Source organism: Lactobacillus sp. M0396 (assembly GCF_016101625.1).
GTDB classification, from domain to species: domain Bacteria; phylum Bacillota; class Bacilli; order Lactobacillales; family Lactobacillaceae; genus Lactobacillus; species Lactobacillus huangpiensis.
In genome coordinates, this window is record NZ_JACFQE010000004.1 from 181,610 (window position 1) to 195,588 (window position 13,979).

12 protein-coding genes are annotated in these 13,979 nt (G+C 35.6%); 10 read left to right on the forward strand and 2 right to left on the reverse strand.

Annotation, left to right across the window (positions count from 1 at the left end; genetic code table 11):
• Nucleotides 1-102: 102 nt before the first annotated feature.
• The 4 genes from H3T43_RS06575 (at nt 103) to H3T43_RS06590 (ending at nt 4,037) form a co-directional block, all read left to right on the forward strand.
• The gene (locus H3T43_RS06575; protein ID WP_198213389.1) at nt 103-1,077 is read left to right on the forward strand and encodes a zinc ribbon domain-containing protein; all 975 of its coding nucleotides are present in this window, start codon (nt 103-105) and stop codon (nt 1,075-1,077) included.
• A 23-nt stretch (nt 1,078-1,100) separates the two neighbouring features.
• A complete protein-coding gene (locus H3T43_RS06580) occupies nt 1,101-1,907 on the forward strand; it encodes a zinc-ribbon domain-containing protein (protein WP_198213390.1) in 807 nt (268 codons plus the stop codon).
• A gap of 24 nt (nt 1,908-1,931) precedes the next feature.
• The gene (locus H3T43_RS06585) at nt 1,932-2,510 is read left to right on the forward strand and encodes a hypothetical protein (protein WP_198213391.1); all 579 of its coding nucleotides are present in this window, start codon (nt 1,932-1,934) and stop codon (nt 2,508-2,510) included.
• A 507-nt stretch (nt 2,511-3,017) separates the two neighbouring features.
• A complete protein-coding gene (locus H3T43_RS06590) occupies nt 3,018-4,037 on the forward strand; it encodes a hypothetical protein (protein WP_198213393.1) in 1,020 nt (339 codons plus the stop codon).
• A 289-nt stretch (nt 4,038-4,326) separates the two neighbouring features.
• On the opposite strand, the gene H3T43_RS06595 is transcribed toward H3T43_RS06590, so the two are convergent.
• Both H3T43_RS06595 and H3T43_RS06600 read right to left on the reverse strand, forming a co-directional pair.
• On the reverse strand, nt 4,327-4,773 hold the full coding sequence (locus H3T43_RS06595; protein WP_223896895.1) for a Fur family transcriptional regulator: 447 nt from the start codon (nt 4,771-4,773) through the stop codon (nt 4,327-4,329).
• A gap of 87 nt (nt 4,774-4,860) precedes the next feature.
• Nucleotides 4,861-6,297, reverse strand: a complete 1,437-nt coding sequence (locus H3T43_RS06600; RefSeq protein WP_198213397.1) for an APC family permease — start codon at nt 6,295-6,297, stop codon at nt 4,861-4,863.
• 165 nt (nt 6,298-6,462) lie between these two features.
• Here H3T43_RS06600 and H3T43_RS06605 point away from each other — a divergent pair, with 165 nt between their 5' ends.
• From H3T43_RS06605 to tpiA, 6 genes are all read left to right on the forward strand, one after another.
• Nucleotides 6,463-7,989: a GW dipeptide domain-containing protein gene (locus H3T43_RS06605; protein ID WP_198213399.1), complete on the forward strand. Its 1,527-nt coding sequence runs from the start codon at nt 6,463-6,465 to the stop codon at nt 7,987-7,989.
• A 246-nt stretch (nt 7,990-8,235) separates the two neighbouring features.
• Entirely contained in the window at nt 8,236-9,228 is a 993-nt protein-coding gene (gene argF, locus H3T43_RS06610; RefSeq protein WP_198213401.1) for an ornithine carbamoyltransferase, read from the forward strand.
• Between the two features lie 422 nt (nt 9,229-9,650).
• Complete coding sequence (locus tag H3T43_RS06615; RefSeq protein WP_045927821.1) at nt 9,651-10,682, forward strand: sugar-binding domain-containing protein; 1,032 nt, start codon at nt 9,651-9,653, stop codon at nt 10,680-10,682.
• Nucleotides 10,683-10,745: 63 nt separating this feature from the next.
• Nucleotides 10,746-11,762 (forward strand): type I glyceraldehyde-3-phosphate dehydrogenase, encoded by a 1,017-nt coding sequence (gap, locus tag H3T43_RS06620; RefSeq protein ID WP_034977515.1) that lies wholly within the window; start codon nt 10,746-10,748, stop codon nt 11,760-11,762.
• Nucleotides 11,763-11,868: 106 nt separating this feature from the next.
• On the forward strand, nt 11,869-13,080 hold the full coding sequence (gene pgk, locus H3T43_RS06625; RefSeq protein WP_109586101.1) for a phosphoglycerate kinase: 1,212 nt from the start codon (nt 11,869-11,871) through the stop codon (nt 13,078-13,080).
• A gap of 24 nt (nt 13,081-13,104) precedes the next feature.
• Complete coding sequence (gene tpiA, locus H3T43_RS06630) at nt 13,105-13,860, forward strand: triose-phosphate isomerase (protein WP_198213403.1); 756 nt, start codon at nt 13,105-13,107, stop codon at nt 13,858-13,860.
• Nucleotides 13,861-13,979: the final 119 nt, after the last annotated feature.

A 13,979-nucleotide genomic window follows, 5' to 3' on the forward strand; every position in this document is an offset into this window, starting at 1 on the left:
TAAAGATTTTGACTGGGCTAAAGTTGGTGATTAATTTGATAACAAAAAAGAACCAATTTTAAATAATGATTAAAGATAATTATTTTTTATAGGAGTAAATAAATGAAAAAATGTCCCAATTGTGGCGCTTTGATGGAATCTGACGTTAATTTTTGTACTAAATGTGGTACCGATTTACGTAACATCAGTAATGTTCAAGAAAATAAAGAAAATTATAAGCAGACTGTAAACTCACCAATTACTCCGGAAAGAATTGAGCCGGAGCATATAAAACAAAGTACAACTCTAAATGATCAGCAATCTACTTCTGAGCGAAATAGTCAAATTGAAAGCCAGTTTGCACAAGCTAAGGCCATGCCACCAAAACCGCAAAATTATGTTCAACCAGCTGTTTCAAATCAAGAACAAGCTAATAATCAATATCAAACTTCAAGTAGCGCAAGAAAAGAGAAGTTTAACAACTATTGGCAATGGTGTGTGGCTTCATGGAAACATCCATTTTCAGAACTTACTGGAGAAAGTTGGTATGGCTGGGTGACTATCCTTGCAGAAGATATTGTGCTAGTTTTAGGAATTTATTTTGGAATGAAAGTTGTTGCTAATAGATACAATGCGGGAGGTTTTGGCTTAGGAGATACAGTTTCTGGAATTGCCTTTAATGCTACAATTGCACTATTATTTTTCTCGGTCCTTTTTGAAGTGATAGTTATTGGTGGCTATTATGCAGCTTATAGATTTATTTATGGTCGCGGCAAAAATTTGCTCGAATTTGTTAATTCTGGTGTTCATAGTAGTAATTTGAACTTAATTCTGACTGTTTTAACGTTTATTATCATGTTATTAGGGTCAAGTAACGGCTCAATGGCAGTTTTATTGTTTTTGCTAATAATTGCAAACTTCTTTATGGGTTTTCAGGTGATTACTTTAGGTGAAAATCTTAAGCCGGTACGTGACAAAATGTATGGTTACATCATTTCTTTCTTTATTATCATTATTGCTCTAATAATTTTGTTTTCGCTGATATATAGTTCAGCTTATGATTCATTAATGAACCAGTTGTTTTCAGCCTTTAGCTGATAAGGTTAAAGGAGTAAGTAATAATGAGTGAAAAAAGATTTTGTCCCAATTGTGGCACAAAGTTAGAGAACAACGTCGAGTTTTGTCCTAACTGCGGTTTCAAATTAGCAGAAAAAGAGCATGCCAGTCCATCAAGACAAGCATATCAGCAAACAGTTAAGAAACAGACCTCATCTCAAGGACGTAAAGCTTATTATGCTCAACCTATGAAGAAGAAAACAAAAGTTTTGCTCACTCTGGGTGTAGCATTTTTAGCAGTTTTTACAATATTTTATGCTTGGGGCTCAAACCATTATTCAAAAGAAAATCAAATTAATAGAATTAAATCAGATTTAATTGATACAAAAGCCGGATTAGCTAAAGACGTTGTTGCGGACGATTCTGCCATGCAGGTAACAGATGAGGCTTTAAAACCAACTCAGACTTATTTTGCTGAACATCATAAAGCTGCTAACGAATTAATTAATTATTTAAAAGAAGACGCATCATTCAATAGAATTCATCTTGTTCAATCTGGTCATCATATGCTGCTTTTTCCGAGGTATGTATTAAGGGTACCTACAATTTATGCAACCGTAGGCACTAATCATTCAAATTCTTCCATAACTGTCAATGGTAAATACATTGGTCAGGTTAAACCGGGTAATTTTGCTAGTGAAAAACAAGATAATAAATATGGTGTTAAATTAAGACGCTTGTTCGTCGGGACATACCACATAAAAGTTAAGTCTAATATCTCAGGCAGGAATCTATCGACTAAATCAAATTATGATTTGTGGTCCAGTGGAACAGTCGATATGGGAATTAGGACTGAAAATTTCACGGTTTAAAGTACCCCTGGTGCAATCCTTTACTTGAATGATAAAAATGTTGGTACTTTAAACAAAAAAGGTAAATTAACATTTAAGGATTATCCAGTAACCGATAAGTTGAAAATTTATGTTAAGGCTAAAGTGGGTAATAATACTATTAAATCTCAGGAAATGAATTATGGTGATGTGCAATACGATGATGCAAATGATAGTCATAAGACCATTGAGCCTAAGTGGGATGGTCTAATTGCCAAAGAAGATGCCCAAGAAATATTAGAGGACAATTTTAAGAATCCCGATGAAGATGCTTTTGTTAATGGAGCGGAGAACAAGAGTTATCAAGAGTTACGGAAAATGGACAAAGGATATGATGAAGATGACGACATTGACAGTTATGATATGTCATGTTCTGTAATTTCTGTTAATCCTGCACCAAATAAGTCCAGTAATGTAGTTTATAAAATTACCTTTACTTTTGAAAGTGGTGATACTGAAAGAAAACAGGTTTTGCTGTATAAAGGTGCTTCATTCCGTTCATCTGGCAGTGATGATGAAGATAATGAAAGTCAAAAGATCAAATCAATTGGAACCGGTAAAATAGTTAGTGATAAAAGGTATTAATAAGGTAAATAAATTAAGAAGGGATTTAAAAAGGAAAAAGAATAGTTTTTACAAAAAATGATGATGTTAGTGTCTGGTGCAGCTTTGTTATTAGTTGGTTTAAATAAAACATCAAATAACGCATTTAGTAGCGGTGTACTGAAGTCAGTGCTGCTAAGAAGACCAAAAAAGTACACGTTTATGTTAATAAAACTGCTAAAGGCAAAACTTACTATAATATTAAGGCTACTAATGTTGATGGCAAAACCTGTCAAGCAGGCAAGAAAACATTATTGTATACCGAAAGTGGTGAATTTTTAAACAAGTAATTGAACGACTAATTGGAGATCACCAAATAGAAGAAACCAGTCAATTGGTATTTTTCGATGAGGGTAGTACTGATAAAACTTGGCCTTTGATTAAGCAGTATAGTAATGAAGAATATGATAATATTTTAAAATCGGAGAATTAAAGAAAGAGTTTAAAAATTCAAAAATGAAATTCTTGAAAATATTAGGTAAGTTAAAAATGTCAAAAATACTGCAATTTTTGGCTTTTTCATCTTTAGTGCTTTTAATGTTATCGGCTTGTAGCCAGCATACACAAACAAAATCTGCTTCTGCTCCTGAAATAGTAAAATCAAAACCAAATGAATCTAATTCTAAGACTAAATCTGCACCTAGAAAAGGTAAGGCAATTGATTCCAGCATAAATCCTAAAAGAACAGCAACTGTCATAGCGGTATATGCTGCCAAAAAATATGGCGGTGACTGGCAAAAAACATTAGAAGACGAAAAAGAAAATGGAATTAGTGTTGCTGTTAAAAACAGCGAATATTTTCCTCATGTACCTTCGAGCTTTGGTGTAGTTTACCAAATAGGAGATCACGAAGTGCTCTATACTTTAAAACAAGTGGGTCAAGATAATGTTGTTTATTTATATACGAACAATGGCATGAAAGAGTTGGGACAAGCAACAATTAGAACTATGAGTCAATACTTGAAAGAAAATGGCTGGGATAATTTAATTAGCAAAAATGCGCGTAAAACTAGGATCTTTGATCTAAGGATCAGTCCAAAGCTAATGAGCCAAAGAATGCAGGGTGATGCCGGAGCTTTCATCATGCCGTTTGCTATGCGAGGTAACTGGTATAGTTATTTTAATAAACATATGAATACTACGACAATTGGCTCAAATTATACTATTGAAGATGGTGAAAAATATGAACTGCATCGGATCGAAGATAAATTTTTTGAGCATAAAACATATGGAGAAATGTCTAAAAACTATCAAATAAGAACCGAAAATTGGAAAATGACAGGAGAATTGAACAGGAATATTCATGGCATCAGATGGATTAATTTTCGAGCTTGGATGCAGGGAACAGGAGATGGCATATATTACGGTCTGCATTCGGAAATGGGTCAACCAGTTTTAGTTGTTGCAAGCAGTGCTTCGATAACAACTGATCAAATTTATTGGAAAACACCGCGACTTGCCATGCAAAATAAAAATAAAAAATTTAGCGATTTATACTACCTTAGATAACTCACAAAGTTTTAAAATGAAATTAATAATGTAATTAACAGCTATAAATTCAAAAATGCCAAGATTAAAAGAGATTCATTAAAAAGAGTAGAATTCATTTTTCTTTTAAAACATTTTTTTTAGTAACTTACTTTTAAATGCAGAACAAAAAGGATATATTGATCTACTTGGTTCTCAAATTTTCAGCATGTGGATAAGAAATTGGATCAGTTCACCAAAAGCAAATGGTAAAATAAATTTGATTAAAAAAAGTTACCAATAAATTATTTATAATAAATAAAAAAGAGCTTTAGCTCTTTTTTTCTTTTTTTTGGCATTCAGGACATATACCGTATATTTCAACGTGACTAGAGGATGTGACGAACCCAGTTTGCTTTTCGGCTTCTGTTCTCATGCGGTTTTCAATTGTATCGAATTCAGGATAATAGACGTCAGCAATTTTGCCACACTTTTTACAGATAATATGAAAGTGGGGTTTGACAAAGTAATCGTAGTGCAGAGAATCATCACCATTTTTTATTTCAATTACAATTCCTGCATCAACTAATTTGTTTAGAGTATTGTAAACCGTAGCACGATAAGTAGGTTCATCACCACTAATTGCTGAAAAAATTGTAGCCGCAGTAGGATGATTATGATGTGCCATTAAGTATTCTAATATTTTTAAACGGGGCTTAGTTGCTTTTAAGTGATGGTTACGCAATAAGTCTTCAGCATCATCATGAAAATTAGGCAAAGTTCTCATCTCCTTTATTATTTAGTTATAGTTTAGCATTTTTGGTAAAGAAAAAACCGCCTTAAGCAAGGCGATTTTATTTAATTATTATTTTTCTTCTTGATGTCTTCTGATAGTTGGCATAATCAAACCAAGTAACAGTAATACTACAGGGGTAGCGATATTTAGACATAATGTAAATGGATCAGATGAGTACATACCCATTAAACAGCATGCAATAGTAACTGCCAATCCCCAAAGGCCAGCTATATATGCCAGCCATTGATGCTTGGTCATTTGGTAGTTGTCAAAACCCTTGTGGAACTTTTCATGTTGTTTTCGTAAAGCCAAATATGCAATAAAAACCCATAGATAACGCATTGGCATTACAATCGAATTGAGTTTGACTAATTGCGCCATTACTGCTTGTGCATCAGGCATAACGGCTTGAAGTGCTATAATTCCACCCGAAAGTATAACAATCATCCAAATACCATTAATGTAGGCACCATGCTTATTAACTTTTAAGAGCTTTTTAGGAATGAAGTCTTTAGCTTCTTTGCCTCCTAACAGCATTCTAAGAGGAGCATCAATACTTATAACCAATGCGGAAAATTGACCTATCACATTGCACCAGGCATAAATGTAGAGGAATAATCCACCAACTCCGTAATATTCACCTAATTTTTGAAAGGCAATGTAAGGACCGTTTGAAATGTATTCATTCAAATTGCCATTAACGGTCTTTGGATCAAACATTAATGCTAAAGCTATTGTGCCCAAAATAGCTGAAATCATCACCATTCCGGCTAAACCTAACATAGCTTTAGGGAAATTTCTTGATGGATTTTTCAGTTTATTAACATATGGCGAAATTTTCTCTGCTCCACCAACAGCAAATACTAAGATAGAAAGAGAAGTAAAATACTTAATGTTAAAATCTGGCACAAAGTTTTGCCAATTCCAGTTTACAGTATTGAAATTAGCGTGCGGATTAATCATTGGAGCCGCAAACATCATAATGATAAATAAAATTGACATGATGAACATTGAGGTACCAGCTATTGTCGACAAAGTTTTGATTACTGGAATTCCCCGGCTAGCTACCCAGCAAAAGAATAAAAAGACTACTAGTGTAGCTAATTGTGTCCAAGCTGTTGGCAGACTGTCATACCAGTTTGTATTTCCAAATATACCCCAGGCCATGCCTCTCAGGCCACCTGTACCTTTACTGGAAATGTAAACCACGTGAACAGCCCAAAAGGTCCAGCCAGCATAATAAGCCCATTTAGGTCCAATGGTGGCGTTAATCCAAGAGGCAACACCGCCTTCAGAATCCTTAAAAACAGACCCCAGTTCACCAACCATTAAGGCATAAGGAATAAAGAAAAGCAGGAAAATAACAATCCAGCTGAAAATTACCTTTGTACCATCAAAGTATATAAATCCGTTAACAACGTTGCCAAAGCTCCACACTATAGAAAAAGCCATAGTAGCAAGCGTTGTCCACATCATCTTTTTAGAATTGTTTGGTGTTTCACCCATGAAACTACTCCCTTATTTTAAGATAACAATTTTATTATTTTAGCTTAAATGGTTATAAAAATCTAATAAAAAGTAGTTTATTTTTATAACGGCGGTAATTATTGATTTATGCCCAGAAAAGTGCAAAACTGTTATTATATTATAAAAGAAGGGTTGTAAGCTTTAATGGGGAAAAAATTTAAAAACAAGCTGCTGGTTGCAGGAACAATAGCCGCAGTTGGTTTATTTGTTGGGAGTAATAATTCATACATTTCTGCTAAAAGTTATCATAAGGCTGTTACTAAGATAGCTGGCAATGGCAACTACGCAGTTTATCATAGTGCATCAAAGAAGGGACCATCTGGCAAGTTCACCTCTACAAAGTATTTCAAACATGCACAGATTCAGTCTAAGAAGTCTATTGCCACTAAAAAAGGCAAGTTTTGGAAAATAATTGTTGACGGTCGTACAGTTGGTTGGGTTAGCCAAAACTTTTTTGCCAGAAATAAGATTTCAGTAGCTAACAAAGTCAGTTTAGTACAAAATAATCAATATTCATTTAATACTAAAGATGCGATTAATTATGTGACTGATAGTACTGGAACCGCTGTTGATGCAAATAAAGTTAATGTTTCTAAATCTAAGATTGACTCGGGTACGCCAGGAAAGACCACTGTAGATTACAGTTATGGCAAAGCCAAGGCTAGCGTAGATGTCACAGTTCGCTCTGACAAGAATGAAGGTATTGCAAGAGCAAATAAAACTCCTAAAAATGGTCCAAAGGAAGTTTCTACGTGGAAGGGAAGTTCTAAGTCTTCATCCAGAAATTGGAATGCAGCTCATCACTATACTCCTGAAAACAGATCTAATACTTTTAAAGCTAATAGTTTAACATTGAAAACTAAGTTGTTCCAGCCTCGATTTGTGAGTCTTGACTACAATAAGGCAGGAGATAAGATGGGTCAGGTAGGTGTAATTCCTGAGGGAATTACTGTTCATGGCTCGAACTTCACTGTTGCAGTCTTTAACTCAAGCAAAGCACAAAACGGTCACTTAGTTTCTTATGACTTAAAACACATTAACAAGTTTAAGGCACAAAACTTATTAACCCTAAACTGGTCAACTTTTAAGAAATATGCATCACATATTAAAGTTAGTCCTTATATTAAACTAGGACATGGTCAAGCTATTGGTTCATCATCTAAATATGTTTACGTAATTGCCAATAATAATACCTCAAGCAATTCAGATGCTTCTGAAGAAATCTTGCAAATACGTAAGTCAGATATGAAGATTAATCAAATTTGGACCTTTAGAATTTCTAATTATGGTAATCCAAGATATATTCACAATGCTACATTTGCTGGTGACAATACAATGTATTGCCTGTTCCATAATGGTGGCCACGGATATTATGAATATTGGAAAGTTACCCGCAGTGGTGACACTTGGACTCCTGTTGAAGTTGGCGCTACAAAAGGCAACTTTGTAAGCAATCATTCGCCAGTTCAAGGATTCACTTATGATCAAAAGCACAGTCAATTCTATGTTGGCTTTAATGATTACATCTTCAAAGTTGATAAAGATGGTACATTTAAGAAGACCCATCATTTGAATGTTAGACGTGAAATTGAAGGGCTATCCTCATATGGCAATAAGCTTTATGTTGAGTTTGCTCAAAGGGGAGAATTAACAGCCGGTAACACGAATTAAAATTATTTACTGAGCAGCTTGATTATCAAGCTGCTTTTTTTGTCTATCATTTTTGAACTTGATATAAATGAAAAATACTATCAATTATGAGTTTAGTACTAAAATTTATACTTCAACTTTTACTTTAAAATGTTTTAAAAGTAATTAAGACTTTCTATATTCGACCCCCATTGATTTCAAAAAAAGCCGGTTTCCTGTATTATGGTACGCAACAACATAAATAGAAGTTATTTTAAGGAGAATTTTTTGGTTAAAAGAGACTTTATTGATACTTGTAGCTTTTCAAAAGACGAAATGCAATATTTAGTTGAACTCGGTATTAAAATTGAAGCAACTATTAATCATGGATATTATCCATCGTTATTAAAAGGAAAAAGTCTGGGTATGATTTTTGATCAGGTGTCTACAAGAACACGCTGTTCAGCTGAAACTGCAATGACTGAACTTGGCGGTCACGCATTGTATTTAGCACCTGGTCAAATTCAATTGGGAGAAAATGGTCATGAAGGCTTAGCTGATACGAGTCATGCCCTAGGTGATCTGGTTGATATCATTGGGGTTAGAACTGCCAGTCATGAGGATATTATTGAAATTGCTCAAAATTCACCTGCACCCGTAGTTAATTTTATGAGTGATAATGATCATCCAACACAAGCCCTTGGAGATTTAATTACAATCAAGGAATTTTTGCCTCAAGGAAAGAAACTATCTGATGTTAAGCTGGTTTTTGTAGGAGATGCAACTCAGATTACAGTTTCAGCACTATTTTTATGTGCACAAATGGGGATGCACTTCGTTCAGTATGGTCCTAAAGAAAAACATCTGTCTATGGAAATATTGGATAAAGCCGCAAAAATTGCTCAAGAAAATGGTGGCACAATTACACTATCCGAAGACGAAAAAGTTTTAGAGGATGCTGATTTCGTTTATACAGATGTTTGGTATGGTCTATATGATCAAGAGCATAGCAAAGACGAATATATGAAACTTTTTTATCCTAAGTATCAGGTTAATGATGAGCTACTAGCTAAAACAAAAAATCCGTCCGTTAAATTTATGCACTGTTTGCCAGCAAACCGGGGTGAAGAAGTAACGGCTTCTGTGCTTGATGGCAAAAAATCTATTGTCTGGCAGCAAGCTGCAAACAAAAAAACAGCAATGAGAGCAGTATTTACGTATTTGCTTAAAGATAAGCTAAATAGTGAGAACCAAGAAGCTATACAAAATTTATTAGCTTAAAACAGAAAGAGTATCTTTTGCTAAATTGCAAGAGATACTCTTTTTAATTCAATGGGTCCCCTGAGAGTCGAACTCAGATTTTAAGAACCGGAATCTTACGTGCGATCCATTACACTAAGGGCCCAGAATTGGCACAACAACAAGTATAACAGAAAAAAACTAAAAATTGAATTGTTTTTTCTTTGATAAACGAAAAAGACAGTAAGACATTTTAAAACAAAAGTTGGGTAAAATATTAAGACTTTCTAATTGGTTTGATTTCACTTGAATTATTTTTTGTGTGTTGCTATACTATAGTTGTCGATTGAGAAATGAGTAACTTGATTAGCGTCAGGTCACGTTTCTCATATATTTTTAGACAATCTGGGACACCTAATGACAATAAATGGGTCAATTTGGTCCCAGAAGAAGGAGAGATATTGATGTACTCGGAATTTCCCGTGCTTGAAGCTCTCGTTCCTGACATCTTAAAAGTTTTTCGACAAAGATATCTTGTTCTTGAGCAAATATCACTTAATGCACCAGTAGGACGCAGAAGTGTGGCTCAGTCACTAGGACTTTCTGAAAGAAATGTGCGAACAGAAACTGAATATCTTCGTGATCATGGTTTGATTGAGATCAAAAGTTTTGGCATGTTTATGACAGAAAAGGGCAAAAAGATATTGCAGGAGGCTGCTCCACTGATAGATCGTTTGTTTAACGCTCGCAAAACAGAAATTGATTTGGCGCGTAAACTTGGTATCGAACGGACAATTATTGTACCGGGTGATAGCGATTTACAGGACTTGGTTTATGAGAGAATGGGTGAAGAGCTTAATGCAGCTCTGGATCTTCTTTTGCCGTTAGGACATTCAATTATTACTGTTCTTGGTGGTGAAGCTCTTGCAAAATCGACTAGGAATTTGTCTAAAAGTTTAAGTAAAAATCGACAATTGGTATTTGTACCGGGTCGTGGAGCTTTGGGCGAAAATGTTGCTATTCAAAGTAATACTATCGTTCAAGAAATGGCTGCTGAAACAGGTGGTAAATATAAAACGTTATATTTACCAGAACAGATTTCATCAGCTGCATACAAATCTTTAATTCGTGAATCTACATTTACTGATGTCCTTGAAGATATTTCACAAACCGATGTTGTAATTCACGGAATTGGACTAGCTCACGACATGGCAAGACGCAGAGGATACGATTCAGTTCGTTTGTCCGAGTTGCGTGAAAAAAAAGTAGTCACCGAGTGTTTTGGGTGTTTTTTCGATGGCGAAGGAAAGATTGTTGACCGCGTGCATCAGGTTGGCTTGCAGTTTGAGAATCTAAATAAAATACCTCACATATTTGCATTTGCTTGCGGTGGTCGCAAGGCTAAAGCAATCAAGGCTTATATGCCCAATGCTCCTCATCAAACCTGGTTAATTACTGATGAAGGAGCCTCAGAGAAGATTTTAAAGGAGAAATAATTCTCATTTAAAATAAATTGATGTTTACAGTTCTTACATAGTTCTTAAGGAGGACTTTAGAATATGACAGTTAAAATTGGTATTAACGGCTTTGGCCGTATTGGTCGTTTGGCATTCCGTCGCATTATGGATTTGGGCGAAAAGTCAAAGGATATTGAAGTTGTTGCTATTAACGACTTGACTACTCCAGCACTTTTGGCACACTTGCTAAAATATGACTCAACTCATGGCACTTTCAACCACGAAGTTTCAGCTACTGAAGATTCAATCGTTGTAGATGGCAAGAAATACCGTGTATACGCAGAACCTCAAGCTCAAAACATTCCTTGGGTTAAGAATGATGGTGTTGACTTTGTTCTTGAATGTACTGGTTTCTACACAAGCAAGGCTAAGTCACAAGCTCACCTTGACGCAGGTGCCAAGAGAGTCTTGATTTCAGCTCCTGCTGGTAATGACTTAAAGACTATTGTTTACTCAGTAAACGATGACACTTTGGATGCAAACGACAAGATCGTTTCTGCTGGTTCATGTACTACTAACTCATTAGCACCAATGGTTGATGCTTTGCAAAAAGAATTTGGTATTAAAGTAGCTACTATGACTACTATCCACGCTTACACTTCAACCCAAATGCTTTTGGATGGTCCTGTTCGTGGTGGTAACATGCGTGCCGCTCGTGCTGCTGCAGTTAACATTATTCCTCACTCAACTGGTGCTGCTAAGGCCATTGGTCTTGTTGTTCCAGAATTGAACGGTAAAGTTAACGGTCATGCACAACGTGTTCCAGTTACTGATGGTTCATTAACTGAATTAGTTTCAATCCTTGACAAGAAAGTTACTGCTGACGAAGTTAACTCAGCATTGAAGAAGTACGAGAGTCCATCATTTGGTTACAACGATGACGAAATTGTTTCAAGTGATGTAGTTGGTATGACTGCTGGTTCAATCTTTGACCCAACTCAAACCATGGTAACTACTGCCGGTGACAATCAATTAGTTAAGACTGTTGCTTGGTACGACAATGAATACTCATTCACTTGCCAAATGGTTCGTACTTTGTTGAAATTTGCTACTCTTTAATCTGTAATATTTGATTACTGTTAGGTGGTAAAAGAGAAGGCGGAGGGAAATTCTTCCTTCCGCCTTTTTTTCAAAATTAAATAAATAAAGTTATCGGAGGATATAGATGGCTAAATTAATAGTTTCTGACCTTGATGTAAAAGGTAAAAAAGTTTTAGTCCGTGTTGATTTTAACGTACCAATTAAAGATGGTGTCATTGGAGATGACAACAGAATTGTTGCTGCACTTCCAACTATCAAATACATTATTGAAAATGGTGGTAAAGCAATTTTGCTTAGTCACTTGGGCCGTGTAAAGTCTGATGACGATAAGAAAGAATTGTCATTAAAACCAGTTGCAGAACGTTTAAGCGAACTTTTGAAGAAACCAGTAACTTTTGTTCCAGCTAACGAAGGTAAAGAAGTTGAAGATGCTGTTGCCAAAATGCAAGACGGTGACGTTGATGTTTTGGAAAACACTCGTTTCCAAGATATTGATAATGATTTTGGCAAGCGTGAAAGCAAGAATGATCCTAAGTTAGGTGAATACTGGGCTTCATTAGGTGACATGTATGTTAACGATGCTTTTGGTACAGCTCACAGAAGCCATGCTTCAAATGTTGGTATTGCTGAAGCCATGAAGAAGGACGGCAAGCCAGTTGCTGCAGGTTTCTTAATGGAAAAAGAAATTAAGTTCTTGGGTGATGCTGTTGCTAACCCTGTACATCCATTCGTTACAATTTTAGGTGGTGCCAAGGTTTCAGACAAGATCGATGTTATTACTAACCTCATTCCAAAATCTGACCACATTTTAATTGGTGGTGGTATGGCTTACACATTCTTAGCAGCTCAAGGCCATGAAATTGGTAAATCTTTGTTTGAACCAGATAAAGTAGATCTTGCAAAAAAATTGTTGCAAGACGCTGATGGTAAAATTGTTTTGCCTGTTGACAATGTTGCAGCTACTGAGTTTTCTAATGATGCAGCTCGCAAAGTTGTAGAAGATGACATTCCTGAAAACATGATGGGTCTTGATATCGGTCCTAAGACTGTTGCCAAGTTCAAAGATGTTTTAAAGGATGCCAAGACAGTTGTTTGGAACGGACCAATGGGTGCCTTTGAAATGTCAAACTTTGCTGAAGGTACTCTAGAAGTTGGAAAGGCTCTTGCTGACTTAACTGATGCTACTACTATTATCGGTGGTGGTGATTCTACTGCTGCTGCTAAACAACTTGGTATTGCTCCTAAGATCACCCACATTTCTACTGGTGGTGGTGCTTCTTTGCAATATCTTGAAGGTAAGGAATTACCAGGAATTGCCTGCATTTCAGACAAGTAAACTTTAAGAAAGGACATTATTTACATGCGTACACCAATTATTGCTGGTAACTGGAAATTACATATGAATCCTAAGCAAACAACTGAGTTTGTTGCTGCCGTAAAGGATAAATTGCCAGAAGCAAGTAAAGTTGAAGCACTGATTTGTGCTCCTGCTGTTGATCTCGAAAGTTTAGCTCAAGCCGCAAATGGTTCTGAATTACGCGTCGGTGCAGAAAATGCTTATTTTGAGGATGAGGGTGCCTTTACTGGTGAAACTTCACCTAAAGTTTTAAAAGAAATGGGCATGAATTACTGCATTATTGGTCACTCTGAACGTCGTGGCTACTTCCACGAGACAGACGAAGATATTAACAAGAAAGCTAAAGCTTTATTTGCTAATGACATTACGCCAATTATTTGCTGTGGTGAATCACTTGAAACACGTGAAGCTAACAAGCAAGAAGATTGGGTAGTTAGTCAAATAAAAGCCGCTCTTGCCGGTCTTTCTGCTGACCAAGTTTCTAACTTAGTTATTGCTTATGAACCTATCTGGGCAATAGGTACAGGTAAGACTGCCAGTTCTGATCAAGCTGAAGAAATGTGCAAAACTATTCGTGACACTGTTAAAGATTTATACAACGAAGAAACTGCTGAGAACGTTAGAATTCAATATGGTGGTTCAGTAAATCCTGGTAATGTTAAAGAATTAATGGCTAAACCAGACATTGATGGTGGTTTAGTTGGTGGTGCCTCACTTAAGCCTGATTCATTCTTAGAATTAGTAAACTATCAAGATTAGTTTTAAATGTAATTTATCAAAAAGTTTCTGCGATTTGATATGACCCCCAAATTTAGGACAAATTTGGGGGTTATTTTTATGTCTAAATTATCTAAACAAGATAAAGTTGAAATCTATCA

What these genes read in the sequence shown, in the direction of transcription:
- H3T43_RS06580 (WP_198213390.1), top strand. Translation starts at nt 1,101, where the DNA reads ATGAGTGAAAAAAGATTTTGTCCCAATTGTGGCACAAAGTTAGAGAAC.
- gap (WP_034977515.1), top strand. Translation starts at nt 10,746, where the DNA reads ATGACAGTTAAAATTGGTATTAACGGCTTTGGCCGTATTGGTCGTTTG.
- H3T43_RS06590 (WP_198213393.1), top strand. Translation starts at nt 3,018, where the DNA reads ATGTCAAAAATACTGCAATTTTTGGCTTTTTCATCTTTAGTGCTTTTA.
- H3T43_RS06600 (WP_198213397.1), bottom strand. Translation starts at nt 6,297, where the DNA reads ATGGGTGAAACACCAAACAATTCTAAAAAGATGATGTGGACAACGCTT.
- H3T43_RS06575 (WP_198213389.1), top strand. Translation starts at nt 103, where the DNA reads ATGAAAAAATGTCCCAATTGTGGCGCTTTGATGGAATCTGACGTTAAT.
- H3T43_RS06605 (WP_198213399.1), top strand. Translation starts at nt 6,463, where the DNA reads ATGGGGAAAAAATTTAAAAACAAGCTGCTGGTTGCAGGAACAATAGCC.
- tpiA (WP_198213403.1), top strand. Translation starts at nt 13,105, where the DNA reads ATGCGTACACCAATTATTGCTGGTAACTGGAAATTACATATGAATCCT.
- H3T43_RS06615 (WP_045927821.1), top strand. Translation starts at nt 9,651, where the DNA reads ATGTACTCGGAATTTCCCGTGCTTGAAGCTCTCGTTCCTGACATCTTA.
- pgk (WP_109586101.1), top strand. Translation starts at nt 11,869, where the DNA reads ATGGCTAAATTAATAGTTTCTGACCTTGATGTAAAAGGTAAAAAAGTT.